A 25,247-nucleotide genomic window follows, 5' to 3' on the forward strand; every position below is an offset into this window, starting at 1 on the left:
ATTCGAATAACACCAATATAAGTGAAGTTTACGTAAAGGTAAAGTGTCATTGTGAAGTTATACTTTAGACTTATAAGGTTAGCGCTCAAAATTTATTGCAGCGCCTTATTTATATGGCTTTGTGAGGAAATGTTTGATTTTTAATACAGCAAAATACAGATAAGTTTACAGTTTTACCGGCCGCAAAAAAGTTGATTTTAGATTTACGTTGGCGTAAACGTAAATATTATGTATGCTGAATTAAATCGAAATTAAACTATAACAAATTAACTGTTTGGTTACACATGATTTGAACACATGATGATAACCACTAACATGGAGCCAATTATGACTACTGAAGCTGTTGTTATTGTTGCCGCAAAACGCACACCTATGGGTGGGTTTATGGGCGCACTTAGTGGCGCACACGCAACTGATTTAGGGGCGACTGCCATTAAAAGCAGTTTAGAGCACGCGGGATTATCTGCGGATAAAATCGACGAAGTGATTATGGGCTGTGTATTACCGGCAGGTTTAGGTCAAGCACCAGCGCGTCAAGCAATGTTAAAAGCGGGCCTAAATCAAGGCACCGGTGCAACGACGATCAATAAAGTATGTGGCTCAGGTTTAAAAGCGGCGATGTTCGCGCATGATCTAATTAAGTCTGGCTCTATTAATGTTGCTGTTGCTGGTGGTATGGAAAGCATGAGTAATGCGCCTTACATGCTACCTAATGCACGTGGTGGTATGCGTATGGGTCACGGTGAAGTGAAAGACCACATGATGTGTGATGGCCTCGAAGATGCCTATGACAACAAAGCAATGGGCTGTTTCGCACAAGACACCGCTGATCAATATTCAATTGGCCGTGAACAAATGGATAACTTTGCATTAAGCTCGTTAACCAAAGCCAATGCCGCCATTGAATCAGGTGCGTTTGAGAGCGAAGTTGCTGCACACACTATTTCAACGCGTAAAGGCGATGTAACGGTTTCTATTGATGAGCAACCAGGTAATGCTCGCCCAGATAAGATCCCAGGCTTACGTCCTGCATTCAAAAAAGATGGCACTATTACGGCGGCTAACTCGTCGTCAATTTCTGATGGTGCTGCTGCTCTTGTATTAATGCGTGAGTCTGACGCACACGCACAAGGTTTAACACCGCTTTGTCGCATTGTTGCACACAGCACACATTCACAAGCCCCTAGCGAGTTTACATTAGCACCTGTTGGTGCAATGAAGTCTTTACTAGATAAAGCAGGTTGGTCTGTAGAAGATGTTGACCTTTGGGAAATCAATGAAGCATTTGCCATGGTAACTATGCTTGCAATCAACGAGCTTAAACTCGACGAAAGCAAAGTGAATGTTAACGGCGGTGCATGTGCATTGGGTCACCCAATTGGTGCCAGCGGCGCACGTATTTTAGTCACCCTAATTCATGCATTAAAGAATCGTGGTCTTAGCAAAGGCGTTGCCTCACTGTGTATTGGTGGTGGTGAAGCGGTTGCGATGGCCGTCGAAGCTATTTAAGCATTTTTTAGTCTCTCACAGCCGCAACGTATTTTAAAAACTATCATGTTGCGGCCTCTTAATACCCACTGGGGAGGAGTGCCTCATGCACCAAGTACCTTTATTTATCAACGGCGAATTTACCCAATCAAGTTCAACGCAGCTTATTGATGTTATTAATCCTGCAAACCAAGAAGTTTTAGCACAAGTGCCTTGTGCAACAGATGCCGAAATGGATGCCGCAATTGCTTCGGCTAAAGAAACGTTTAAAACGTGGAAAGAAGTGCCTATTTCTGAACGTGCGCGCATTATGATGAAATATGCCGCGCTATTAAAAGAAAATCACGATGAGCTAGCAACGATTATTTGTCATGAACTGGGCAAAACATTCGAAGATGCGAAAGGTGATGTATGGCGTGGTATCGAAGTTGTTGAACAAGCCGCAAATGCGCCTTCGTTAATGATGGGCGAAACCATGGAAAACGTGGCGCGTAAAATCGATACATATTCGTATATGCAACCGCTTGGTGTGTGTGCTGGTATTACGCCGTTTAACTTTCCAGCGATGATCCCACTGTGGATGTTCCCACTGGCTATTGTGTGTGGTAACACGTTTATTCTTAAGCCATCAGAGCAAGACCCACTTACACCAATGCGTTTAGCCGAGCTGTTTGTTGAAGCGGGTGCCCCTAAAGGTGTTTTACAAGTTGTTCATGGTACTAAACCACAAGTAGACCGCTTACTAGAAGACCCTGCTGTACGTGCAATTTCATTTGTGGGTTCGTGTGGAGTCGGTGAGTATATTTACTCAAAAGGCACTGCGAATCTTAAACGCGTTCAAGCTTGTGTTGGCGCCAAAAACCACATGGTTATCATGCCTGATGCGAGTAAATCACATGTTGTAAACAACCTAGTAGGTGCTTCGGTTGGTGCTGCGGGTCAGCGTTGTATGGGTATTTCGGTTGCTGTTTTTGTTGGTCAAGCGAAAGACTGGGTTGATGAAATTAAAGCGGGTTTTGAAAACGTGCGCCCAGGTGTGTGGGATGATGCGAATGCAGCATATGGTCCGCAAACATCAAAAGCGGCAAAAGACCGTATTTTATCGCTTATTGCTGGCGGTAAAGCACAAGGTGCAACCTGTTTAATTGATGGCTCAGACTTTACTGTTGAAGGGTATGAGCAAGGTAACTGGGTTGGTCCAACGTTATTCACTGATGTTACAACCGAGATGGATTTATACAAAGAAGAAATCTTTGGTCCAGTACTGGCGTGTATGTTTGTTGATACGCTTGAAGAAGCAATCGCGCTAATTAATAACTCACCATACGGTAATGGTACGTCATTATTTACCTCAAACGGTGCAGCCGCGCGTAAATTCCAACACGAAATCGAAGTAGGCCAAGTAGGCATTAACGTGCCAATTCCGGTGCCACTGCCGTTTTTCTCATTCACTGGTTGGAAAGGCTCTTTCTATGGTGATCAACACACGTATGGCAAACAAGGTATTCGTTTTTACACTGAAACGAAAACCATTACGTCTCGTTGGTTTGAGGACGATATTGCCTCGGGTCCAAACATGAGTATTAACCTTAAATAAGCGCCGGTAAGCGCGCTTTATAAGGAATGAGCGAGGCTGTCCTCGCTCTTTAAACACCGATTTATACAAAGAATAAGACAACAATTTAAGAGGTCTACTATGGACTTTAATTTAACCGAAGATCAGCAAGCCTTTGCTGAAACAGCCCGTCAGTTTGCAGAGTCTGAACTGGCACCTTACGCCGCTCAATGGGATCAAGAACACATTTTTCCAAAAGACACCATTAAGGCAGCGGGTCAGCTTGGTTTTTGTGGTTTATACACGCCAGAAGAAGCGGGTGGTTTAGGGTTATCTCGCCTTGATTCAAGCATTATTTTTGAACAGCTTGCGATGGGTTGTACAGCAACCACCGCCATGCTAACGATTCATAATATGGCAACCTGGATGGTAGCAAGCTTCGGTACCGATGCAGTAAAAGAAAAATACTGCGAACAACTTGTCATGGGTGAATTACTTGCCTCGTATTGCTTAACCGAGCCGGGTTCAGGTTCTGATGCTGCATCACTTAAAACAAAAGCCGTTAAAGAAGGCGACGAGTATGTGATTTCAGGCTCTAAGATGTTTATCTCTGGAGCGGGTGAAACTGACTTATTAGTGGTTATGGCACGCACCGGTGGTGAAGGTGCTGCAGGTATTTCGGCATTTGTGGTTCCTGCAGATGCAGCCGGCGTTGAGTATGGTAAAGCCGAAGAAAAAATGGGCTGGAATGCACAACCAACACGCTTAATTAGCTTTGAAGACGTGCGTATTCCTGCTGCAAACTTACTGGGTCAAGAAGGCGAAGGTTTTAAATTTGCGATGCAGGGCCTAGATGGCGGTCGTATTAATATTGCAACGTGTTCGTTAGGTACGGCGCAAGCTGCACTTAATACAGCGCGCGAGTATTTAAAAGAGCGTGAGCAATTTGGCAAGCCTTTAGCCGCTTTCCAAGCGTTGCAATTTAAAATTGCTGACATGAACACGGAGCTTGTAGCTGCGCGTCAAATGGTACGTTTAGCGGCGTTTAAACTGGATACGGGCGACAGCGAAAAAACCACTTACTGTGCAATGGCAAAACGCTTTGCCACTGATGTTGGCTTTAAAGTATGTGATGATGCACTGCAAATTCACGGTGGCTATGGCTATATCAAAGAATACCCACTAGAGCGTCATTTTAGAGATGTGCGAGTACATCAAATACTTGAAGGTACAAATGAAATTATGCGTGTGATTATTGCGCGCCGTATTTTAGCTGAATCAGCTAACGACATTCTATAAGGAGCGTACTATGTCTAATCCATCTATCGATCTTGTTATTGAAGGCAACGTAGCGGTGTTAACAATGAATAACCCGCCTGCGAATACCTGGACACACGATACACTTACCGCCTTAAAAGACACGGTGACAGAGTTAAATGCCAATAAAAACGTGTATGCATTGGTTATCACAGGTCAAGGCGAGAAGTTTTTTAGTGCCGGTGCCGATTTAAATGTGTTTGCAAGTGGCGATAAAGGCGTTGCGGCAACCATGTCTAAAGTATTTGGTGATGCATTTGAAGCATTAACAAACTTCCGTGGTGTTTCAATTGCTGCAATAAATGGCTATGCCATGGGCGGCGGTCTTGAAGTTGCCCTTGCGTGCGATATTCGTATTGCAGAGCAACAAGCACAAATGGCGCTACCTGAAGCAAAAGTAGGCTTACTGCCTTGTGCTGGCGGGACGCAAAATCTTGCGTGGTTAGTGGGCGAAGGTTGGGCAAAACGCATGATCTTATGTGGTGAGCGTTTAAAAGCCGACAAAGCACTTGAAATTGGACTTGTTGAAGAAGTTGTTGCACAAGGCGAAAGTTTAAATGCAGCAATGGCGCTGGCTAATCAAGTAGCTGAACAGAGCCCTGTTGCTGTTACTGCGTGTAAAGAACTCATTCAAAAAGGCCGTACTCAGCCTATGGCTCATGCATTACCACTTGAGCGTGAACTGTTTGTTCAACTTTTCGACAGCAAAGACCAACGCGAAGGTGTGAACGCATTCTTAGAAAAGCGTAAAGCAAACTGGGTAAACGGCTAATGAGTAATTTAACACTACTAAATCATCAAGATGCGCCAGTGGTGTTCGAAACTGCAGAGGCCGCCAGCGGCCTCATTGCAATTGCAACACTTAACGCGCCAAAGTCGTTAAATGCATTAAATTACGACATGATCCAGTTACTTGAGCCACAGCTTAGAAAGTGGGCTGACGATGACTCAGTAGCGATGGTTATTTTAAAAGGTGCAGGTGAAAAAGCGTTTTGTGCCGGTGGCGATGTGGTTAGTTTACACAAAGCGATGAGCACAGGTGAGCCTGCCAGCTACATTGAAGATTTCTTCACGTTAGAGTACAAGCTTGATTACCTAATACACTGCTACGAAAAACCCATTATGTTATGGGGTAACGGTATTGTGATGGGCGGGGGCCTTGGCTTAATGGCGGGGGCAAGTCATCGAGTCGTAACTGACACTTCTCGAATCGCGATGCCTGAACTTACTATTGGCTTGTACCCAGATGTTGGCGGCAGTTACTTTTTACATAAAATGCCAGATCAAGTGGGCCTATTTTTAGGTTTAACGGCGGCCTCTATTAATGCCGAAGATGCATTATTTGTAAACTTAGCCGATCATTATGCAACGGCCGATAAATTTGATGCCATTTTTTCTGCTATCACTGCTGAAAAATGGGGTAAAACAGCCTCATTAAACCATGAAAAGCTAACTCAAATTTTAGTCTCTATCGATAACATTTCAGGTCGAGTACCAAAGGGGAATGTGAAAGCTAACCTAGCAGTTATTCAAAAGCTTGCTGAGTTTGAAACTCTAGAAGACAAAATTGACTATATCCAAGCAATCGACACAGAAGATAAATGGCTGTCACGTGCTCAAAAATCGTTGGCACATGGTTGCCCGCTGAGTTGTGCATTGGTAGAGCGCCAACTTGCTGCATCGAAAGGCAAAACACTTGCTGAGTGTTTTAAAATGGAGCTTGGTATGTCGGTACGATGCGGTGAAGTTGGTGAATTTCAAGAGGGTGTGCGTGCTTTATTAATTGATAAAGATGGCGCACCTAATTGGCAATTTAAGTCACTATCAGACATTGAACCTGATTTACTAGAAAGCTTTTTTACATCACGCTGGGATGAGCAATCTCACCCACTCAATGTGTTAACCAAGGGGTAATACAGATGGCTAAATTAACAATAGGTTTTATTGGTTTAGGCAATATGGGTGGCCCAATGGCGGCTAACCTAGTTAATGCCGGCCACACAGTACGCGTATTTGATTTAAATAAAGCGGCGGTCAGCGAGCTTGAAGCAAAAGGCGCAATGGCCGCAAGCGATGCAGCTGAATGTGCTATTGGTGCCGATATTTTTATTAGTATGCTACCAGCAAGCAAGCATGTTAAGTCGCTTTATCTTGGTGAAACGGGCTTAATTAATTTACTAGATAGTAAAACACTGGTTATTGATTGCTCAACCATTGATGCTGAATCAGCTCGTCAAGTAGGCAGCGAATTGGCACAAAAAGGCATTGATTTTGTTGATGCGCCGGTATCAGGTGGTGTTGCAGGTGCAACCGCGGGTACGCTGACCTTTATTGTCGGTGGTGAGCAGCGTCACTTTGAAAAAGCCAAGCTTGCATTGGTTGATATGGGCAAAAATATTTTCCATGCGGGTGATATTGGTGCAGGCCAAGTGGCTAAAATATGTAACAACATGCTGCTTAGTATTTTGATGGCAGGGACAAGTGAAGCTCTGCAAATGGGCATTAATAATGGCTTAGACCCCAAAGTATTGAGTGACATTATGACCGCCAGCTCAGGCCGTAACTGGACCTTAGAGCTTTATAACCCGTGCCCAGGTGTGATGGAAACCGCACCGGCTAGTAATGATTATAAACCGGGCTTTATGGTTGATTTAATGGCAAAAGATTTAGGTCTTGCTATGGAAGCAGCCCAGCAAAGTAATTCATCAACCCCAATGGGGTCAATGGCTAAAAATTTATACACCATGCTGCAACACCAAGGTGCAGGCAGTGATGATTTTAGTGCCATTTTTAAATTATTCTCGAAGTAGGAGTGTGTTGTGGAAATTAAAAACAACAACATCGTTATTACTGGTGGTGCGCAAGGTTTAGGCTTTGCCATGGCCGAAAAGTTTGCATCGCTTGGCGCAAATATTTCGCTGATTGATATGCAACAAGACATCCTCGATACCGCGGTATCTGCCTTGGCTAAATACGGCACAAAAGTACAAGCCTATGTTGCAAATGTGACTGATGAAGATGCAGTCGTTACAACATTCAACACGATTAATAATGACTTTGGTCATATTGGTGTGCTTATCAACAATGCGGGTATTTTACGTGATGGTATGTTTATCAAAGCGAAAGAAGGCAAAGTGGTTGATAAGATGTCGCTTGCCCAATTTCAGTCTGTTATTGATGTAAACCTGACGGGCGTGTTTTTAGCCGGACGTGAAGCAGCAAGCCACATGATTGAGTCTGGTAAAGGTGGCGTTATCGTTAATATGTCAAGCGTTGCACGAGCAGGTAATATTGGCCAAACAAACTATGCTGCTTCTAAAGCGGGTGTTGTTGCCATGACAACGGGCTGGGCAAAAGAGCTAGGCCGCTTTGGAATTCGTGTGGGTGCAATTGCACCGGGTGTTATTCGCACTGCAATGACCGATGCAATGAAGCCAGAGGCAAAGCAGCGCATGATGGCTGTAACCCCTGTGGGTCGCTTTGGTGAAGCAGAAGAAATTGCACAAACGGCACAGTACATTGTTGAAAACGATTTCTTTACAGGCCGTGTTGTTGAAATAGACGGCGGTATTCGACTTTAATTTCAATTACCCATTGAATACCAAAACGGTAAGCTTAGCTTGCCGTTTTTTTGTTTTTAGATTAGGGTGAGTTTTTGATTAATAAGGAAATTACAATGACAACAGAGAACGTTAAAGCTTCACTGATGAAGGGAATAACAGCACAATTTACGTTAGGCAAGCATGTCATTGAATATTGGGGGTCAGCCTATACCGGTAAAGAGACCTTAAAAGTCGATGGTGAATTAATAAAAGAAGCCCGTAGTTTTAAAACTTCCTCTTGCCATGAATTTGATATTGATGGTAAAGCCTGCAAGCTAGATGTAATCGTAAAGCCCTTTAGAAAATCTACCGCAGTTATTTCATTAATGTGTGATGGCGTTTTAGAACAAAGCTATCAGCTAAAGTACGGTACAATACGAAAAGTTGCATGGTATTTTAAAGCGATTCAACTTATGGGGTTTTTTGCTCTAGGCTGGATGTTTATGAGAGACGTAATAAGTGTGATGGAGTTAATTATTCTTGCAGGCATCATTTTAACTGTTTCAGAACTGTTTTTTAAACAACATGGTTGGACCATTGAAAAGCAAAATCCTTGTAATTAACTTACCAACATTCAATAATTAAACGGCTAATAATGCCGTTTTTATTTTGAGAGATGCAGTGAATCCCAAACAAATCCGCAATTTTTATATCAACGAAGAACAGTCTGTATACTTACTGTCTCACCATGATGCAAAAAAGCACCGTCGATGGCTCAACATATGTATTAAGCAATTAACCTTGCTTGGTTACACGCAGGTTGAGCTAATTGGTTCAGGGGCATTTGGCTTTGTTTTTGCGGGGATTGATGATGAAGGCGTGCCGTGGGTATTTAAGTTTTCGCGGATAACACTGGCACAAAGCGTTCGCGACCGCCTAGAAGACGAAGCTTACATGCTTTCTCAAGTAAATAACCCCTTGGTGCCGAAGTTTTACGCCTTTGAAAGAATAAAAAAGCAAGGCATCTTAATGATGGAACGCGCCCTTGGCGAAGATTTAGAAAAAATATCCATCAAGCAAGGGCGTTTTAGTGCAGCAAAAATTATGTCGCTAGCGCTTAAGCTCAGGAATGTACTGGTTGATTTGCGTGAGCACAAAAATGGCATTAGCCCACAACCCATTGTGCATGGTGATATTAAGCCTTCTAATATCGTGTATGACGAACAAAGTAATAAATTATCTTTGGTTGATTGGGGCAGTTCTGTGTATGCCCAAATCGACAGTGAAGGGAATCCGGTTGCCAGCAATTTTATGGATTTAATGTCGGCAGATATAAGCACCACCAACGCACGTATGGGCGATGTGTACTTTATTGGTGATGAGCAGATGTCGGGCGGTCAATCATCGCCACGATTTGACGAGCAAGGCGTTGCATCAACCTTGTATGCATTAGCATCTGCGCAATCATGCCGCTTTGGCGCAAAAGTTATTCCTGCCACCAGTCTTAACTTACCCATTGAGCTTGCACGGGTAATTGATGGCATGCTTTCAAAAGATAAAGCAACGCGAGATGGTGCGGGCGATTACTTTATGCGTAATATGCCAACCATGGCTAAAGCATATTTACCAGAGCTGCCGCGTGAGGTGATACGCCCCTATATTCCCTACTGGTTTAGCGACATAGACGAGCACCCTGATACCGTAGTATACAGCTCGCGTAAACAGTTTTTGCGCCAAGCTGATCATAATCAACAACTGCTCGATGTAAATGATGCACAGCTTGATAGATACTATAAAGAGTTCTTATTTGATACCGGCGATACCGAAAAAGCATTTTTGGCTGCAATCAGTCGATTAGCTAAATACCCGGTAGTAGGGGGCTTAAGTTTTCACTGGAAAGAAAACTCTGTGTTTGTTGAGTCATCCTTAATTTTGCATGATGAAAGCTTAGGCACTGCTTTTACAGACGCTATAAATAATACCGTGATGCTTGCTCAAGGTATTGAACAAAAAGGCCTGTTTAAGTGTTGCTTATTCGATGCGCGTAAAACTATTCAATTAGAACGTGACGGCACAGGGGCCTTTAAGTTTGAACATTTACCAGAACTTGATTACGAAGTGATGGATGTACAGGCCTCTGATGTAACGCGACCACACTCGTACTTTGAAGACGGCAAAGACCCTGATGAGCAACTACAACTGCCTAAAAAAGTGATTAAATGCGTATTTGAGCTAAACCAAATACATCACACAGGCTGTATCATTTTTGAAGCTTTGCCAGATAGAATGAAAATTCACCATTACTACCGCTTACTTGACGCCAGTAAAGAACCTGAATTTAAGCGCTTACTTAGTAAGTTGATGCAATATGCTGTTAGCATTACCGATGTAGGCGTTGCTGGTTTTATGAAACTCCCGTATAAAAACACCCGTGAATTTGACTTATGTGCCAAACAACCCGATGAATTCTACCCACGGGATCCAAAAAGAGTCGCTCTTTAATGCGCTGGGCTTAACATAGTCAAACAAAGCCAAAATACAGAGCTCACTTTTTTACCTGCCACGTTATAAAGACGTCGCGTAAGTTGTTTTACCGCTCACTTAGCCATTACTAATACCAATATCAATCCGAAGTAATAGAAAATCATTTTGGTATCAACGCTGTTTTATTGCCTCAAGAGTACTTAATTTAGCGAATTGGTACAATTTTCTTACATGCAATGCACTAATTTAAAGGGAGCAAAATTGGCTTAAGACTTAGTTTTAATTGATGGGTTTTAGGTGCAGGCACGGTAATCTACATGATACTGTGTTTATATACAGTTGTGAGTGCTTGTGCCCAATAATATTAAGTACACTGTTTTGAAATGGATTTACGAAGTCTAAATATGCTTTTTAATTATGTGTTTACAAAGATGTTTATGTGTAGAAAGATGGGTGTATAAAAAACAAGCCATAAAATGCGTTATGAAGCAGTAAAGTGGTTGGGTATTAAAGGGCATGTAAGGAGTAATTATGACATTTGAAGATGCACAAAAAGATATGAATACTTCTTACTGTGGTGGCGGAACCGGCGTTTTAGCATCTGGGGTTATCTGGTGTTTAGCGGGGATAGTTGCACTTCAATACTCATATCAATCAAGCATGCTCGCGCTTTTTTTTGGTGGCATGTTTATACATCCTATCGCTATATTTTTATCAAAAGCACTGAAGCGTTCAGGAAAACATAATGCTAAAAATCCGCTCGGAAAACTTGCTTTAGAAAGTACGATAATTTTATTTGTTGGGTTGTTTATTGCCTTTGCTGTAGCAACGTTAAAGCCTGAATGGTTTTATCCAATTATGCTAATGATAATTGGTGTACGTTATTTAATTTTCAATACTTTATATGGCACAAAAGTGTATTGGATTTTAGGGGCTCTGCTTATGATATCTGGCGCGCTGTGCATATTTTTCGCAAGTCATTTTGTAATTGGTGCGTTTACAGGGGCTGCATTAGAAATCGTGTTTGCGGTCGTTATTTTAAATCAATCAAAAAAATTGCATCTAAAAACAACATAACACGCCTTGCTAGTGTGAATTTTAACTGGCAGTTATACAGATTGGAGAAACATGGAAGAACTTTGCCTAGAAATAGCGTTTACAATAGCGGTCGCTCTGAACCCTTATTACAACGCTGTTTATAGTTAAATCGGTTGTCGTTCATGCCACAGCGATAAAACTCATTTTACAAGGAAGAGAAAATTATGCGTTATTTAATACTTATCTTATTTATTCCATTTTTTACTTTAGCTGAAAGCAATACACAACTAAAAAAGGAATTAATGCAAATGGAAATTCAAGATCAAAGTATCCGCAATAAAATAGGAAAAGTTGGCTGGCAAAATCCCCCCAAAGAACTCATAAACCAGCTAAAGAAAATAGATGAAGCTAATACAACTAAGCTAAAAGCTATTATCAAAGAACATTCATGGCTTACAAAAGAATTAGTCGGTGATGAAGGAGTGAGTGCTGCTTTTTTAATAATTCAGCATTCATCAGATATTGAATTTAAAGCAAAAATGCTTCCGTATTTAGAGACATCATATTTAAATAATGAAGGTATAACGGGACAGCAACTTGCCCTACTAACTGATAGGGTCCTTATTGCTCAGGGCAACAAGCAACTCTATGGCACTCAGGCTGACTTAATAGAGGGTCAAATTGTATTTAGTCCTATTGAAGACAAGGCCAATGTTGATAAACGTCGAGCAAAAATGAAAATGCCACCACTCGATTTTTATAAAAAGTTAATGGAAGAAATGTACGGTATAAAAGATCACCCTGAAATAGATCTTAATTAATACAACGATAAAAGCAAAATTAAGCTCTTTTAAGACAGGTTTTCGGTGGGATCTTAATGGTAGAAATGAAAAAGTTTATTTTACTAGTTTTAGCTGTGCTTACTTTGACTTCTTGTAGCAAGCCTTTGCCAGCGGATAAGTTATCTTACGTAGGTGAGTGGGAAAGCAAAGAAATGTACTTGCTTATCCATCAAGACGGTACGGTGGTATATGAGAGGGTCCAAGATGGTGGGTCAACATCTATAAACGCGCCGTTAAAAGAGTTTATAGGAGACGACTTTGTAGTAGGTGTGGCTTTTTTAACCTCTAATTTCGATGTGACAGAAGCACCACATTTGGTTGGTGACGAATGGGTAATGGTTGTTGATGGCGTGAGATTAACAAAAAACCAAGGTTATTAGATATTGCTGTAAATATTTATAGGAACTTACTTAAATAATTAATATTAGGTTGTTTTTATTATAAGAGATTCTTACTTTAGAAGCGTGTATTTGCGTTATTTAGTGTTTCAAAAGGGATGTTATGAATAAATTATTATTTTTTATTGTTTTTTTCGTTATTAGTAATGCTCAAGCAGCTGACGCGACTTATTTCTCAGAACTAAAAGCCGAGCTTGATCAGGCTGTACCAAAGATTTTAGATAAGCATAAAGCCCCTGGTGTTGCCGTTGCCTTTGTTCAAGGCGAAGAGGTTACCGGATTTCTTTCTTATGGCTTTGCAGATATTGAAAGTCAAAAAGCCATTACAGAAAATACCATGTTTAATGTAGGCTCAATATCAAAAGTAGTGACTTCGTGGGGGGTTATGCAGTTGGTGGATCAAGGTAAGGTTGAACTTGATAAACCAATAGATAATTATTTAAAACGCTGGAAGATACCTAAGTCTGAGTTTGGAACTGAAAATGTAACGTTAAGAAATGTTCTGTCGCATACATCGGGCTTGTCTCTCGGTCCTTATTCTGGCTGGGGCTCACCGACAGATGTTCCTTCGATTGTAGATTCATTAAATGGCAAGAATAATGGTGCAGGCGATGTAAAATTAATACATACACCAAATACAAAATGGTCATACTCAGGTGGTGGGTACTCTATTGTTCAGTTACTCATAGAAGATGTATCGGGTTTAAGTTTTGAAGACTATATGCAGAAAAATGTACTTAAGCCGCTCGGAATGAATAACTCAACATTTAATGTAACACGTGCTGTTATGAGTAAATCAGCAACACCGTATGATGAAAATGCAAAGAAAACATCCATGATCTACTTTGCTGAGCAAGCCGCTGCGGGTTTACAAACAACTGCTATTGATTTAGCACGATTTAATTTAGCCGTGCTTAAAAATAAGGAAAATAAATACAATGGCTCTCGTCTTATATCACAAGCTTTAATTAAAGAAATGATTACACCTGTAGCAAATACAGGGGGTCGCTGGAGTATGAGTTATGTTGTCGATTCAGAAAATAAAAGTTTAGGGTTCGCTGGATTTAACCAAGGGTGGATAGCGTTAACACGGTCGATTACAGACCAAAATAGAGGCTACGTAATACTTACCAATAGCAGCATAGGAAGCGTTAGTAATGATATTGATAGTCTTATTTTATCTAAACTGCGCAAGCCTAAAAGTGAGTAGTTTATAGCAACTAAGCTTACTTAATAGGTATTTTTGATACTTAATAAGGTGGTTATGTTGAAAAGCATAGAGAGAATAACAATCTATTTAGTATAGAGCTCAATAATAGGGAGTCGTACTGATGAATCAATTAACTGAAAAAACGATTGCGTGTCCGTATTGTGGTGAATACATTGATGTATTATTAGACCCCGCTGATGTTGATCAGCAATACATAGAAGATTGCCAAGTTTGTTGTAAGCCTATTAATTTTTTGGTTTTTGAAAGCGCTGATGAAACGCTTTCAGTGACAGTGTCCAGTGATGATGCTGGTTATGGGTTTGCGTCTTATTAGATTACGGATTGTTAGCTATTTTTATGCTTAACGCCACATTAAACAAAAACCTGCATATTGCAGGTTTTTGAATGTTAAAGTTTTATGGCTTCTGAGCTTCTATGATCTCAGTGATCCCCTCAGCGGAGAGTATTTCTATCCAATATCCATCTGGGTCTTTAATAAAGGCTAAGCCTTTCATTGAGCCATCATCAGGCTTTTTCACAAACTCAACATCATATTTAGCAAAGCGTTCACAGGCTGCGTATACGTCAGGCACGCTAATACCTATATGACCAAACCCTTTGGGTTCGTTATTACCATTATGGTAACCCTCAAAGCTGTCGTCGTTTTCAGTGCCCCAATTATGTGTAAGCTCTATAAGCGCTGGGCGGCGAAATACCCACTGTGCTTTTTCTTTATCAGTCCCTTTTGGTATAGCTTGCTCATAGCCTAAAAAGTACAGTGTAAATTCCATTGCTGGAAAATCGTACTTGCCTAATAGTTTCATTCCTAAAACGTTTTGGTAAAACTCTAATGAAGGCTTAGGATCTTTTATACGCAGCATTGTTTGTTGCATTACATAATCTTGTGTCGCATTTGCGATTTGTTCTGGCGATTCATTGTAGTCAGACATACATGTCCTTTGAAAAGTGAGAGGTGAAAAAACATAAATGTAGTGTAGTAATCATAATCAACCTTCATTGAAATTTAAACCATGATACGTAAAGGCTATCTAATAAAGTGAACTATTTTCTTTAAAATAGGTGTATCTGTTTATGTCACTTAATACACGGGCCGATGCTATTAAAGACTGAGCAGATATTTATAAACCAAGGAAGAAATAACGATGTGGGTTTTACGAAAACGTCTAACAAATTGACTTAAATTGATTGGAACTTTGATTAGTACTTTTTTAACAGATACTTTTTAACAACTACTTTTGATTAGTCGTGAAAAAAGCAGAGAAACAACCTAAATAAGCCGCTCTTAAAAACGGCTCATTTAAACTTAAAACATGAAGCTAGATTAATTACCCCAAGGGTTACTTGCGCTTGAACGCTGTTTACGCGCACGGGCTTTTTGTTTCGCTTCTTTTTTCTCATGAATGCGTTTTGCATCAGTAAAACTAAGCTCACACGGCTCACCGGGTTTTTGATCTGCTGGGATCACGCGATCGCGTGGTGGTAGCTCGTAGTTAACGTCATCAGGGCGCGGTAAGTTTTTTAGGCGGTATAGATAAAAGTTCTCGACCTTTTCTTGCGCCCATTGAGTTTTTCGCAAAAACTTAACGGCAGATTTTACATCAGGGTTATTTTTAAAGCAGTTTAAACGCAGGTAGGCATGGAGTAATTCCCAGCCATACTGGTCAACAAGTTCAGTGACAACCTGCTCAATGCCCACACCCTGTAGAGGGTTATTGCTGAAAATTTCTTTATTACTCATTTGACTGTCCGGTATTTCTCAAAACTAGGGTAAGTATAATTGCCTTTACCCTAGTTTTATACCTAACGAAGCAAGAAACTGTATTTTGAGTGGTTATTCTTTACAGTTAACCACAACACGGCCACGTATTTCGCCTTTTAATAACGCATCAGCATGGCTAATGGCGTCTGATAATGGAATTTCTCGCGAAATTGTATCTAGATACTCAGGCTCAACTAACTCGCTCAGACGTTGCCATGCTTCGATACGGTCAGCTTTAGGGCGCATAACACTGTCTATACCTATTAAGCTGATACCCCGAAGAATGAATGGCGCAACGGTTGCTGGGAAATCCATGCCTTGTGCTAAACCACAGGCTGTAACAACACCACCATAGTTAATTGATGCACAGACATTTGCCAGTGTATGACTACCTACCGAATCAATGGCTGCCGCAAATTGCTCTTTGGCAAGTGGTTTACCGGCAGTGGAGAACTCATCGCGTGATAAAACATGTTTTGCTCCGAGTTTTTGTAAGTGTTCGGCCTCGTTCATACGACCCGTTGTTGCTACAACGTCAAAACCGAGCTTATTGAGTAAGTAGATGGCAAAACTTCCCACTCCGCCATTTGCTCCAGTCACTAATACTTCGCCGCTTTGTGGGCTAATACCGTGCTTTTCTAGCGCAATAATACTCAGCATTGCGGTGTAGCCTGCGGTGCCAATTTGCATTGCTTGTTTAGGGGTTAAATTAGCGGGGAGGGGAATAAGCCAATCGCTCTTCATTGAGGCTTTTTCGCTAAGACCGCCTAAATACTTTTCGCCAACACCAAAGCCATTTAATAATACGGTGTCGCCCGGTTTAAATTCGTCAGAATCGGACTCGCTAACCGTGCCTGCAAGGTCAATACCTGGGATCATAGGAAATTGTCTTACCACTGGTCCTGCACCCGTTATCGCCAGAGCATCTTTATAATTGAGGGTGCTGTAGTCAACATCAATATTAACATTATGCTGGTGGATGCTCTCAACAGGAAAATCTGTGTAATTGGCGTGATAGCCTTGATCATCTTTATTTATAACTATCGATTTGGCTGATGTTGTCATGGTTGACTCCTTTTAGACCGATCGTCTTTTAATGGTTAAATTAAAACCGTTAATTGATTTATAACGGCTTTATAAGATTAAACGTAAAAATTGTGCTGTATAAAGGGTAAGGGGTTCGCTTGATTTATCAAGCTTTGAGCGCATAACGGCACCTTCCCAGCCAATCCAAAAAAATTCAGCAAGCATTTTGCAGTCTGTTGATTTTGCGATTTGTTTTTGTTCTTTCGCTTCAATTAAACACTGCTCAACTAATTGCTGCCAATGCGTATACGCTTGTTTAATGCGGGCTATCATTGCGTCATCAAGGTGGCTGAGCTCTTGGTTAAGATTGCCAATAAGGCACCCTCGTTTAAACGCATATTTTGCCATGCCTTGTTTGGCATCGTTAGCAAATAAAACAACGCGTTCAAGTGGACTAATGGCGCTATTAGTGAGATGGCGTTTAAGCTTTGCTTGAAAGTAACTGTCGTAAGCATCAATTAAGGCTAAACCAAAATCATTTTTACTTTTAAAGTAATGATAAAAAGAGCCTTTAGGCACTTGCGCCGACTTTAAAATTAAATCGATACCTGTGGCGCTAAAGCCTTTTTCAGTTAATACAGCTAACCCTGTATTAATTAGCAGTGCGCGGGTATCTGCATTTGTGCGCTCAATTTTTGGGGGCCTGCCACGACGGCTTGGCTGTATTATTTTTGTTTCCATAGCTCAATATTAGACCGATCGGTTTTTAACATGCAAGCAATTTGTTGTTTAAATTGTAATCATAATAAAAATGTCATAATTACAAATTAATGGGGAACTTTACTGAAATAGCCTGTGTCACAAATAATGGCTATGCAATTTATAGCTCGTTTTTACTGTATTTATAGGTGGTTTGAAATATAGAGGTATGACCACTTAAAGGTTTTAAATGTTAATTCAGTTGATCATCAGCACGTTACTCATTGTCAATTTATTTAATTGCTTTTGTCATTTGAATTTAACAGTTTTATTAACTATTCATTAAATGTAGATGTCAATTTCGCTACATATCTATAAATATAAAAGGTGAGGATATTACCTATGAAGAGACAGAAAAGAGATCGTTTAGAAAGAGCTCATTCTCAAGGTTATAAAGCAGGCTTGGCAGGCCGTTCCAAAGAACAATGCCCTTATCAACAAATTGATCCTAAATCAGAATGGTTAGGTGGATGGCGAGAAGCAATAGAAAACCGAAATATGTTCAAAACTTAAAATAGGCATCTTATTTACGCAAAAAAGCCCCAAAAGGGGCTTTTTTGTTTCTGCATTATGGGGTTATTAGAATGCAGTTGTATCTTGGAAAAGACCTACTTTAAGATCTTTTGCTTCATAGATTACACGACCGTCTACTTCTACAGTACCGTCAGCCATACCCATGAACAATTTACGCTTGATAACACGCTTCATATCTAAACGGTAAGTTACTTTTTTAGCCGTTGGTAAGATTTGACCAGTAAATTTAACTTCACCTACACCCAGTGCACGACCAAGACCAGGGCCACCTGACCAGCCAAGGAAAAAGCCAACTAATTGCCACATTGCATCTAAACCAAGACAACCCGGCATTACTGGATCACCTTTAAAGTGGCAGTCGAAAAACCAAAGATCAGGGTTGATATCAAGTTCAGCAACGATTTGACCTTTACCGTGTTCACCACCATCGGCAGTGATAGAAACGATACGATCCATCATTAACATGTTATCGCTTGGAAGACGACAATTGCCTTCGCCAAACATTTCACCTTGACCACAAAGGACCAATTCTTCTTTTGTATAGCTGTTTTTAGGTTCCATAACTCTTTTTCATCGCTTAGAAATTGCCCCGTACTTTAGCGTACACTTGTACGCTAAACAACTCGGAGCAGTTAATTTTTTGCTATTTTTCGTTTGTTTTATGACCATTTAATTAAACTGTTGCTGTTAAAGGGAGATAAAACCGCGCATTGTGTATTAAAAATCATTATAATTGCTGTGATTCTTTAACCAGTCTAAAGGAAATTTATGATCCTTTTTGTAAACTCACTGACAGTGATTGATTTTTCTTACTTGTGTAATAAACGCGGCGCAGTTGGCGAGAGCTGGATTGTTGATTTAACCCTGCATGGCCAACTTAATGATGAGTCTATGGTGCTTGATTTTGGTTTAGTTAAAAAACAAATCAAAGGCATTATTGATGAATGTATTGATCACAAACTTGCCGTGCCTGCGAAACTAAACGGTTCACTTACTCAACACGATGAGCACAGCGTATTAGATTGTCATTTTGGTGACAACCACCACTTAGCGATGAGCGCACCAAACCAAGCCTTTTGTTTAATTGATGCCGACGTGATTGATGAGCACTCAGTGACCGCGTTTTTAATTAAAACGATAATGCCGCAATTGCCTAGCAACATCGAAAAAATTGAAATTAATTTATACCCTGAGCGCAGCCAAAGTTTTTACTACCACTACAGCCATGGTCTTAAAAAGCATGATGGCAATTGTCAGCGCATTATTCATGGTCACCGTTCGCAAATTGGTATTAGCCTTGATGGCATGGCTATGCCGCGTTTGCAAAAAGAGTGGGCCGATAAATGGGAAGATATTTATTTAGCGACAGCTGAAGACGAAGTCAGCAAAGCAGAGTTAAAACATGTTACAGCAGAAGATAACGATGTGTGCTTTGCGTATACATCGCAGCAAGGCTACTTTGAAATGGCCATTGCTAAATCGCGTTGCGACATTTTACCGTGCGATACTACGGTTGAATGCATAGCTGACTATCTTAGCACGCAAGTTAAAAACGAATACCCAGAGTCTGAGGTGAAAATCACCGCGTACGAAGGGGTCGGCAAAGGATCAATTAGCTATGCGTAAAGGATTACTGCTAACCGCGTTGGCAAGTTTGTTGTCTATACATGTAAATGCGGTTGAACTAAAAGGACATTTAACTCAAGGTGGTTTAGTCACAGGCCAACTTGAAAACGTTAAAAGTGTGAGTTTTAACGGTGAAAACTTAAAATTGTCGCCTCAAGGTGAATTTGTATTTGGTTTTGGCCGTGACGCAGACACAGAGCACACATTAACGTGGGTTGATAATGACGGTGTCGCGCATGAGCAAGCCATTGTTATTACAAAGCGCGAATACAAGATTGACAAAATTACAGGCGTGGCAAAAAAGTATGTTTCGCCGCCCAAAGAGGTATCAGAGCGAATTTCTCGTGAAGCGGTTGCTGTACGAAAAGCGCGAGAAGTTAATTCTGACCTCCGTTATTTTTTAGATCCGGTTTATAAGCCAGCACAAGGCCGTATTTCGGGTGTGTATGGCAGCCAGCGTTACTTTAACGGTGAGCCACGTAGACCACACTTTGGTTTAGACATCGCAAATAAAACTGGCAGCCCTGTGTATGCGCCTGTCAGTGGTACCGTCGTTTTTGCTGAGCCTGATTTATATTACTCTGGTGGCACGCTGATTCTTGATCATGGCCATGGTGTGACTTCGACTTATATTCATTTAAGCAAATTAGATGTAAAAGTAGGGGATACCATTACCCGAGGCGATAAAATCGCTGAGATAGGTGCAACGGGCCGAGTAACAGGACCCCATTTAGACTGGCGTTTTAATTGGAAAAATGAACGCCTTGACCCTGCGCTAATGATGCAAGACACATTAGCTAATGAAAAGTAGAGACTATGACACAACAAATCGATCGTGACGCTATTATTGCCCAGCGTATTGCTGACTCAACAACGTCGGTAACAAAAACAGTATTTCCTGGCCGCACTAACCATCACAACACCTTATTTGGTGGTGACGCGTTAGCGTGGATGGATGAAGTTGCTTTTATTGCTGCAACTCGTTTTTGTCGTAAACCTTTAGTAACGATTTCGTCTGACCGTGTTGACTTTAAAGAAGCGATTCCTGCCGGTACATTTGCAGAACTTATCTCTAAAGTAGTCTATGTTGGTAATACCAGCCTAAAAGTAGACGTAGAGATATTTTTAGAGAGGATGCATAAAGACGATAAGCATCTTGCTATCTCGGGTAGCTTTACGTTTGTAGCGGTTGATGATAACCACAGACCAACACCGGTTGTGTGTGATAAAATGATCTACGGTTTCGACAGCTAACACACTCAAAGATAGCTAAAATAAATAAGTACCTGCGGGTACTTATTTAATTAACCAGAAAGAACACATCATACTATATATTGTAATATGTATTACTCAGCACTTATGAATCCTTTACCTTCAATTAAACAGGGGATAGCAGAAGATGTAATTTAAGAGAAAAGCAAAAAAGTGTTTAAAATTGCCCGTAGCAATATAATAAAAAGCCCCACATATGCAGGGCTAACGTCTTTTTAACTGGCTGAATAACTTTTGAAGTTGCAGTACAGTGTTTTAATTTAAAGTACCATTGCTGCTATCCAACCCGATATCAGTAGCGGAATATTAAAGTGAATAAATGTGGGTACCACTGAATCCCAAATATGATCATGTTGGCCGTCGGCGTTCAATCCAGAGGTTGGTCCTAAGGTAGAATCAGAAGCAGGGGAGCCCGCATCACCTAATGCCCCAGCAGTACCAACAAGTGCAGCCGTTGCCATAACAGAAAAGTTAAGTTCTAAGCACAGAGGTACAAAAAGGGTCGCTATAATTGGCACCGTAGAAAAAGAACTACCAATGCCCATGGTGATCAATAGGCCAACTAATAAAATGAGTGCAGCGGCAAGCGGTTTGTTTCCTTCTATCATACCAACAGCAGAGCTTACTAATGAGGTAACGTCGCCAGTTGCTTTCATAACGGAAGCAAAGCCTTGTGCCGAAATCATAATAAAGCCAATCATTGCCATCATGGCTACACCTTTACTAAAAACGTCGCTATTCTGCTCCCACTTAACAATACCAAACAGACTAAATATCATAACTCCAACAAGGCCACCTAGAATCATAGAGCCACTCACATTTTGAGCAAGCAACGAGCAAAGTACGGCAGCAATACCAACAGCCAATACCTTTTTTGGTTGTTCGATAACAACGTCTTGCTGTTTTTCTGTTAGGGCGTGAGCCTCATAATGACGTCGCTTTTTGTAGCTAACAAATACCGCGATAATTAACCCAACTAACATGCCAAGCGCAGGAATTATCATAGCGATAGGGACTTGTGTATTCACAAGTTCTAAACCGTTTTCAGTGAGGTTTTTATGTAAAATTGAATATAAATAGATTCCACCAAACCCATACGGAAGAACCATATAAGAGGTTGCAAGACCAAAAGTTAAAATACAGGCAATGGCACGTCTATCTAATCGCAGCGTGTTAAATACAATAAGTAACGGGGGAATTAATATAGGAATAAACGCGATGTGTACCGGGACTAAGTTCTGCGACGAAATTGCACACAATAATATGATGCTTAAAATTAAGTAGCTTAGGGTTGTTTCGCCTTTGTGGCTGTTATCATTCACTTGCTTGAGCAATTTGGCTGCTAAAATACGTGTTAACCCTGACTTAGAAATAGCCACAGCAAATGCACCTAGCATTGCGTAATTTAGTGCTATTTCAGCGCCGCCCGATAACCCTTCGTTAAATGCATTAAGCGTATCTGACAAGCCAAGCCCAGCCGTTAAACCGGCAACAATGGCACTTAGTGTCATCGCGACAATGACATTAATACGGCAAAGTGTTAGTACCAGCATTAATATAACGCCAACAATTACTGCATTCATATTGTTCTCTATTTTGCTGTTTTGAGCGAGTTTAACAGAACTCGAGCAGTGGTTTTACGTTTTTGAGTAAATGCGAGCTGTTGATAGCGCACTTCGATGATTATCTGTTCAAATTTAGCCAATACGCTGGATAAATGGGGCTTTTGTTTTTTTATATTTGCAATGTTTTGCAAAGGAGTAAGAGTGACATCGGTTTCAATACCCTGTTTATTCGCCCAACGGTAAAGCTGTTCTATTTCGTTAATAAGTGGCTCATTAGAGAGAGGCGTGCGCTTTGAATAGAAAAAGTAACCTAGAAAAATAAAGGCTAGCGTAACCAAAACTACAAGTGGCGTTATCCAGTTCGCTTTATTTCCAAATAATGATTTTAAAAAGTTTTGTTGTGATTGCTGATCAAATGTCAGCACCCAATTCGTCCATTTATAATCTAACTCTTCAAGGTGATTTCTAAGCCAATTTATTGCTTTAAAGTGACTCCAGCGTTTTAGGCCAAATCCTAAATTTTCATTAAAGCTTTCATTTAATTCGCTTAATTGTGATAACGAGCCATTTAACCGCTCTGGAGCAACAACCGCGGTTGCATCAAACACATGCCACGCATTATTAAAATGTACTTCTACCCAGGCATGGGCATCATATTGATAAACGTTGAGTGTTGAACCTTGCTTTTGTTCGCCGCCTAAATAACCTGAAACTACACGCGCAGGAATTTTGGCAACCCTGAACATAAAGGCTGCTGTACTTGCGTAATGTCCACAAAAGCCACGTTTATTATCAAATACAAACTGGTCAATTGTATTCTCGCCAGTCATTGCTGTTGGTGTGAGTGTGTAGCTAAATGCTTGTTCATTAAAATAGCGCAATAAAGCATTAAAATAGGCTTCTTCGTTGGTATTTTTTTCAGCGAGAGATAATGACAGTGTGCGCGTTTTAGGGTTCACGTTGCCAGGAAGTCGCGTATAGAGTCTTTTTTCAAAGTCAGACAGAACAACATTATTTAATGAGCCGCTTTTAACGGTGTATTTTATATTCTTATTTAAATTGCCTTTGCGTTTTAGCAAACCATTATAGGTGGAGACTACAGCCGTATTATCACTTGTTGCATACCCCAAACCATATAACCAATTAGCCGATGAAGGCTCTGCAATAACTTGATATTGAACGTAGTTTTGAGGGGCAACTGGCTTGCGAGTAAGGTTAAACTGTTGAGATCTTAAAATGTCCGATATTGACCATTCGTTACCATTAAACTCATCATGAATAAGGCTTCGCCAATAATAGGGGGGCTGCAGAGCTGTATTATTAGGCTCTTCAACTCTAAAAACTAGCTCGTCTGATTCTGCCAATTTGGCAATAGAAAACGGGTTTACCTGTTCAGACAAACCTGTTTTAGCAAGCTTTGGTCCCGGTAATTGCCAAAAAGCAGGAAGTCTTGGTAAAAATAAAATTAGAAATGCAGCAATAGGTAAAGCGAACAAAATGGTCTTAACACTCTGTTTATTTGCCGTTTTAAAGCTATTAGGGCTGTCTAAATAGCCAAGGACTGCAAAATTAACGATATATAAGCTGCTTACCAGCAATGTTTCGAGTAAACCTTGATGAAAGAGATACAGGGTCGATAAGTTAAAAAACACGAGTAAACACACGGTTTGATATTGCTTGGTTGTTCGCGCTTGCAATAGTTTAAATGTACTTGCAAGTAGCATCATTGAAACAAATAACTTAACTGTGTCAGACACACCGACAACAACAAATAAAGCGATTAGACAAGCCGCAGCTAAAATATTAGCCACCTTACCATTGAGCTTTTTATAGAACTTTCCAATAAATAAATTAAGGCAGCTTAAAGAAATTAAAATGGCGAGAAAAAGAGCAGGGACCTCAGTAAACAAAAATCCACTCATAATGATGAATATGAATGAAAGTGCCGAATTTATTAAGCCTGCATTATGCATCTTCAGCATATTTAAAACTCCGCCAGCGCTTGAAGGCACGATTTTTGATGTTTTAAACCGCAACCCGAAGCAACCTCACTATTTGGCAACGTTAAAGAAAATGTAACGTGCTGTTCAGTGAGCTTATTGACTAAATAACATAGTTGACTGAGCCTAGTTTCAGTATTGCCGTTTAAGTTATTAAAGTTAAGTGCCATTTTGGCAGACGAATGACTCGTAAACTCCTTGCTGAGTAACTGCTGAGTTTTTGCGTAGTGTTTCCAAGATACTTTATTAAGTGCTGTACCTGGGATAAAAGGAGACAGTTGGTGAAAATCATCCGATCCCGGCTTTTGTTGACTTTCATGCTCTTCGCTATCGCCTAATTCCAGTGTGTCAAAAACTAAACTAGGGTCATCGATTGGCTCTGGGTATATATAAATTGCATCACTGGGCTGAATATAACTCCATACCGACACAAGCCCAAAAGGAAAAGAGCTATAAATTTGGACTTTTTCGAAGCGATAACGCCCACGTTTGTCTAAGTTTAACGAAATATGCGTATTTACTACTTCGTTATTACCTACATCAATGAGCTGTGATTTTGTATTTTTATATCCAAGCGCAACACCTTGACACGCGCTCTTAGCTTTTATAGAAAAATGAGCGCTTGGTTGATTGGGTGCATAGCATGGCATTACGTGATTAAACTTTACAATGAGACCACGTAGATTTTTATAACCCGTTAAAATGGCGAATACTAATAAAACAACCATAAGGTACGCCATCGCTAAAATAAGGTTGTTTTGATAATTAATACCCATCACAAAATTTAACAGTGCCACAAATAAAAATTTAG

26 protein-coding genes are annotated in these 25,247 nt (G+C 40.6%); 18 read left to right on the forward strand and 8 right to left on the reverse strand.

Annotated features, from left to right (window positions below):
• Window positions 1–327: 327 nt before the first annotated feature.
• From H3302_RS07660 to H3302_RS07725, 14 genes are all read left to right on the forward strand, one after another.
• On the forward strand, window positions 328–1,509 hold the full coding sequence (locus H3302_RS07660) for an acetyl-CoA C-acyltransferase (RefSeq protein ID WP_036968453.1): 1,182 nt from the start codon (window positions 328–330) through the stop codon (window positions 1,507–1,509).
• Window positions 1,510–1,594: 85 nt separating this feature from the next.
• On the forward strand, window positions 1,595–3,085 hold the full coding sequence (locus H3302_RS07665; RefSeq protein ID WP_182396330.1) for a CoA-acylating methylmalonate-semialdehyde dehydrogenase: 1,491 nt from the start codon (window positions 1,595–1,597) through the stop codon (window positions 3,083–3,085).
• Between the two features lie 99 nt (window positions 3,086–3,184).
• Complete coding sequence (locus tag H3302_RS07670; protein WP_065979913.1) at window positions 3,185–4,342, forward strand: acyl-CoA dehydrogenase family protein; 1,158 nt, start codon at window positions 3,185–3,187, stop codon at window positions 4,340–4,342.
• Between the two features lie 10 nt (window positions 4,343–4,352).
• A complete protein-coding gene (locus tag H3302_RS07675) occupies window positions 4,353–5,132 on the forward strand; it encodes an enoyl-CoA hydratase (protein WP_065979914.1) in 780 nt (259 codons plus the stop codon).
• Window positions 5,132–6,274, forward strand: coding sequence for an enoyl-CoA hydratase/isomerase family protein (locus H3302_RS07680; RefSeq protein ID WP_065979915.1), 1,143 nt, complete (start codon window positions 5,132–5,134; stop codon window positions 6,272–6,274). Before H3302_RS07675 ends, H3302_RS07680 begins: the two co-directional genes overlap by 1 nt.
• A gap of 5 nt (window positions 6,275–6,279) precedes the next feature.
• Complete coding sequence (mmsB, locus tag H3302_RS07685) at window positions 6,280–7,170, forward strand: 3-hydroxyisobutyrate dehydrogenase (RefSeq protein ID WP_075593580.1); 891 nt, start codon at window positions 6,280–6,282, stop codon at window positions 7,168–7,170.
• Between the two features lie 9 nt (window positions 7,171–7,179).
• Window positions 7,180–7,941, forward strand: a complete 762-nt coding sequence (locus tag H3302_RS07690) for an SDR family oxidoreductase (RefSeq protein ID WP_075593579.1) — start codon at window positions 7,180–7,182, stop codon at window positions 7,939–7,941.
• Window positions 7,942–8,036: 95 nt separating this feature from the next.
• Complete coding sequence (locus H3302_RS07695) at window positions 8,037–8,525, forward strand: hypothetical protein (protein WP_180311551.1); 489 nt, start codon at window positions 8,037–8,039, stop codon at window positions 8,523–8,525.
• A gap of 58 nt (window positions 8,526–8,583) precedes the next feature.
• Window positions 8,584–10,404, forward strand: a complete 1,821-nt coding sequence (locus H3302_RS07700; RefSeq protein WP_036968435.1) for a protein kinase domain-containing protein — start codon at window positions 8,584–8,586, stop codon at window positions 10,402–10,404.
• Window positions 10,405–10,917: 513 nt separating this feature from the next.
• On the forward strand, window positions 10,918–11,463 hold the full coding sequence (locus H3302_RS07705; protein WP_180311552.1) for a DUF7010 family protein: 546 nt from the start codon (window positions 10,918–10,920) through the stop codon (window positions 11,461–11,463).
• 185 nt (window positions 11,464–11,648) lie between these two features.
• Window positions 11,649–12,245 carry a DUF6624 domain-containing protein gene (locus tag H3302_RS07710; protein WP_180311553.1) on the forward strand — a complete coding sequence of 199 codons (597 nt, stop codon included), beginning with the start codon at window positions 11,649–11,651 and terminating at the stop codon, window positions 12,243–12,245.
• Window positions 12,246–12,301: 56 nt separating this feature from the next.
• Window positions 12,302–12,646: a lipoprotein gene (locus H3302_RS07715; protein ID WP_227006818.1), complete on the forward strand. Its 345-nt coding sequence runs from the start codon at window positions 12,302–12,304 to the stop codon at window positions 12,644–12,646.
• A 121-nt stretch (window positions 12,647–12,767) separates the two neighbouring features.
• Complete coding sequence (locus H3302_RS07720) at window positions 12,768–13,874, forward strand: serine hydrolase (protein ID WP_182396331.1); 1,107 nt, start codon at window positions 12,768–12,770, stop codon at window positions 13,872–13,874.
• 121 nt (window positions 13,875–13,995) lie between these two features.
• Window positions 13,996–14,208, forward strand: a complete 213-nt coding sequence (locus H3302_RS07725) for a CPXCG motif-containing cysteine-rich protein (RefSeq protein WP_180311555.1) — start codon at window positions 13,996–13,998, stop codon at window positions 14,206–14,208.
• A gap of 82 nt (window positions 14,209–14,290) precedes the next feature.
• On the opposite strand, the gene gloA is transcribed toward H3302_RS07725, so the two are convergent.
• The 4 genes from gloA to H3302_RS07745 form a co-directional block, all read right to left on the reverse strand.
• Window positions 14,291–14,824: a lactoylglutathione lyase gene (gloA, locus tag H3302_RS07730; protein ID WP_036968417.1), complete on the reverse strand. Its 534-nt coding sequence runs from the start codon at window positions 14,822–14,824 to the stop codon at window positions 14,291–14,293.
• A 392-nt stretch (window positions 14,825–15,216) separates the two neighbouring features.
• The gene (locus tag H3302_RS07735) at window positions 15,217–15,633 is read right to left on the reverse strand and encodes a VF530 family DNA-binding protein (protein WP_036968414.1); all 417 of its coding nucleotides are present in this window, start codon (window positions 15,631–15,633) and stop codon (window positions 15,217–15,219) included.
• 93 nt (window positions 15,634–15,726) lie between these two features.
• Complete coding sequence (locus H3302_RS07740) at window positions 15,727–16,719, reverse strand: MDR family oxidoreductase (RefSeq protein ID WP_180311556.1); 993 nt, start codon at window positions 16,717–16,719, stop codon at window positions 15,727–15,729.
• Between the two features lie 69 nt (window positions 16,720–16,788).
• Complete coding sequence (locus tag H3302_RS07745) at window positions 16,789–17,421, reverse strand: TetR/AcrR family transcriptional regulator (RefSeq protein WP_180311557.1); 633 nt, start codon at window positions 17,419–17,421, stop codon at window positions 16,789–16,791.
• A 360-nt stretch (window positions 17,422–17,781) separates the two neighbouring features.
• Between H3302_RS07745 and rmf the strand changes: the two genes are divergently transcribed.
• Window positions 17,782–17,952, forward strand: a complete 171-nt coding sequence (rmf, locus tag H3302_RS07750) for a ribosome modulation factor (protein ID WP_036968408.1) — start codon at window positions 17,782–17,784, stop codon at window positions 17,950–17,952.
• Window positions 17,953–18,018: 66 nt separating this feature from the next.
• On the opposite strand, the gene fabA is transcribed toward rmf, so the two are convergent.
• Window positions 18,019–18,534 (reverse strand): bifunctional 3-hydroxydecanoyl-ACP dehydratase/trans-2-decenoyl-ACP isomerase, encoded by a 516-nt coding sequence (fabA, locus tag H3302_RS07755; RefSeq protein WP_036968405.1) that lies wholly within the window; start codon window positions 18,532–18,534, stop codon window positions 18,019–18,021.
• Window positions 18,535–18,741: 207 nt separating this feature from the next.
• Here fabA and H3302_RS07760 point away from each other — a divergent pair, with 207 nt between their 5' ends.
• From H3302_RS07760 to H3302_RS07770, 3 genes are read left to right on the forward strand one after another with little or no spacing between them, the layout of a single operon-like run.
• Window positions 18,742–19,599, forward strand: a complete 858-nt coding sequence (locus H3302_RS07760) for a 6-carboxytetrahydropterin synthase (RefSeq protein WP_182396332.1) — start codon at window positions 18,742–18,744, stop codon at window positions 19,597–19,599.
• The gene (locus H3302_RS07765) at window positions 19,592–20,410 is read left to right on the forward strand and encodes a M23 family metallopeptidase (protein ID WP_182396333.1); all 819 of its coding nucleotides are present in this window, start codon (window positions 19,592–19,594) and stop codon (window positions 20,408–20,410) included. The genes H3302_RS07760 and H3302_RS07765 overlap by 8 nt, the downstream gene beginning before the upstream one ends.
• 5 nt (window positions 20,411–20,415) lie before the next feature.
• Complete coding sequence (locus tag H3302_RS07770) at window positions 20,416–20,853, forward strand: acyl-CoA thioesterase (RefSeq protein ID WP_036968399.1); 438 nt, start codon at window positions 20,416–20,418, stop codon at window positions 20,851–20,853.
• A 278-nt stretch (window positions 20,854–21,131) separates the two neighbouring features.
• Here H3302_RS07770 and H3302_RS07775 read toward each other — a convergent pair whose 3' ends face one another.
• From H3302_RS07775 to H3302_RS07785, 3 genes are read right to left on the reverse strand one after another with little or no spacing between them, the layout of a single operon-like run.
• Complete coding sequence (locus H3302_RS07775) at window positions 21,132–22,454, reverse strand: Na+/H+ antiporter family protein (protein WP_182396334.1); 1,323 nt, start codon at window positions 22,452–22,454, stop codon at window positions 21,132–21,134.
• A gap of 8 nt (window positions 22,455–22,462) precedes the next feature.
• Window positions 22,463–24,418, reverse strand: a complete 1,956-nt coding sequence (locus H3302_RS07780; RefSeq protein ID WP_180311561.1) for a transglutaminaseTgpA domain-containing protein — start codon at window positions 24,416–24,418, stop codon at window positions 22,463–22,465.
• 2 nt (window positions 24,419–24,420) lie between these two features.
• Entirely contained in the window at window positions 24,421–25,233 is an 813-nt protein-coding gene (locus tag H3302_RS07785) for a DUF58 domain-containing protein (RefSeq protein ID WP_180311562.1), read from the reverse strand.
• Window positions 25,234–25,247 lie beyond the last annotated feature (14 nt).

Origin of the sequence: Pseudoalteromonas sp. MT33b, assembly GCF_014117385.1 — a bacterium.
In the GTDB taxonomy this organism is placed as follows: Bacteria; Pseudomonadota; Gammaproteobacteria; order Enterobacterales; family Alteromonadaceae; genus Pseudoalteromonas; species Pseudoalteromonas lipolytica.

What these genes read in the sequence shown, in the direction of transcription:
- H3302_RS07660 (WP_036968453.1), top strand. Translation starts at nt 328, where the DNA reads ATGACTACTGAAGCTGTTGTTATTGTTGCCGCAAAACGCACACCTATG.
- H3302_RS07665 (WP_182396330.1), top strand. Translation starts at nt 1,595, where the DNA reads ATGCACCAAGTACCTTTATTTATCAACGGCGAATTTACCCAATCAAGT.
- H3302_RS07670 (WP_065979913.1), top strand. Translation starts at nt 3,185, where the DNA reads ATGGACTTTAATTTAACCGAAGATCAGCAAGCCTTTGCTGAAACAGCC.
- H3302_RS07675 (WP_065979914.1), top strand. Translation starts at nt 4,353, where the DNA reads ATGTCTAATCCATCTATCGATCTTGTTATTGAAGGCAACGTAGCGGTG.
- H3302_RS07680 (WP_065979915.1), top strand. Translation starts at nt 5,132, where the DNA reads ATGAGTAATTTAACACTACTAAATCATCAAGATGCGCCAGTGGTGTTC.
- mmsB (WP_075593580.1), top strand. Translation starts at nt 6,280, where the DNA reads ATGGCTAAATTAACAATAGGTTTTATTGGTTTAGGCAATATGGGTGGC.
- H3302_RS07695 (WP_180311551.1), top strand. Translation starts at nt 8,037, where the DNA reads ATGACAACAGAGAACGTTAAAGCTTCACTGATGAAGGGAATAACAGCA.
- H3302_RS07705 (WP_180311552.1), top strand. Translation starts at nt 10,918, where the DNA reads ATGACATTTGAAGATGCACAAAAAGATATGAATACTTCTTACTGTGGT.
- H3302_RS07710 (WP_180311553.1), top strand. Translation starts at nt 11,649, where the DNA reads ATGCGTTATTTAATACTTATCTTATTTATTCCATTTTTTACTTTAGCT.
- H3302_RS07715 (WP_227006818.1), top strand. Translation starts at nt 12,302, where the DNA reads ATGGTAGAAATGAAAAAGTTTATTTTACTAGTTTTAGCTGTGCTTACT.
- H3302_RS07720 (WP_182396331.1), top strand. Translation starts at nt 12,768, where the DNA reads ATGAATAAATTATTATTTTTTATTGTTTTTTTCGTTATTAGTAATGCT.
- H3302_RS07725 (WP_180311555.1), top strand. Translation starts at nt 13,996, where the DNA reads ATGAATCAATTAACTGAAAAAACGATTGCGTGTCCGTATTGTGGTGAA.
- gloA (WP_036968417.1), bottom strand. Translation starts at nt 14,824, where the DNA reads ATGTCTGACTACAATGAATCGCCAGAACAAATCGCAAATGCGACACAA.
- H3302_RS07735 (WP_036968414.1), bottom strand. Translation starts at nt 15,633, where the DNA reads ATGAGTAATAAAGAAATTTTCAGCAATAACCCTCTACAGGGTGTGGGC.
- H3302_RS07740 (WP_180311556.1), bottom strand. Translation starts at nt 16,719, where the DNA reads ATGACAACATCAGCCAAATCGATAGTTATAAATAAAGATGATCAAGGC.
- H3302_RS07745 (WP_180311557.1), bottom strand. Translation starts at nt 17,421, where the DNA reads ATGGAAACAAAAATAATACAGCCAAGCCGTCGTGGCAGGCCCCCAAAA.
- rmf (WP_036968408.1), top strand. Translation starts at nt 17,782, where the DNA reads ATGAAGAGACAGAAAAGAGATCGTTTAGAAAGAGCTCATTCTCAAGGT.
- fabA (WP_036968405.1), bottom strand. Translation starts at nt 18,534, where the DNA reads ATGGAACCTAAAAACAGCTATACAAAAGAAGAATTGGTCCTTTGTGGT.
- H3302_RS07760 (WP_182396332.1), top strand. Translation starts at nt 18,742, where the DNA reads ATGATCCTTTTTGTAAACTCACTGACAGTGATTGATTTTTCTTACTTG.
- H3302_RS07765 (WP_182396333.1), top strand. Translation starts at nt 19,592, where the DNA reads ATGCGTAAAGGATTACTGCTAACCGCGTTGGCAAGTTTGTTGTCTATA.
- H3302_RS07770 (WP_036968399.1), top strand. Translation starts at nt 20,416, where the DNA reads ATGACACAACAAATCGATCGTGACGCTATTATTGCCCAGCGTATTGCT.
- H3302_RS07775 (WP_182396334.1), bottom strand. Translation starts at nt 22,454, where the DNA reads ATGAATGCAGTAATTGTTGGCGTTATATTAATGCTGGTACTAACACTT.
- H3302_RS07780 (WP_180311561.1), bottom strand. Translation starts at nt 24,418, where the DNA reads ATGCTGAAGATGCATAATGCAGGCTTAATAAATTCGGCACTTTCATTC.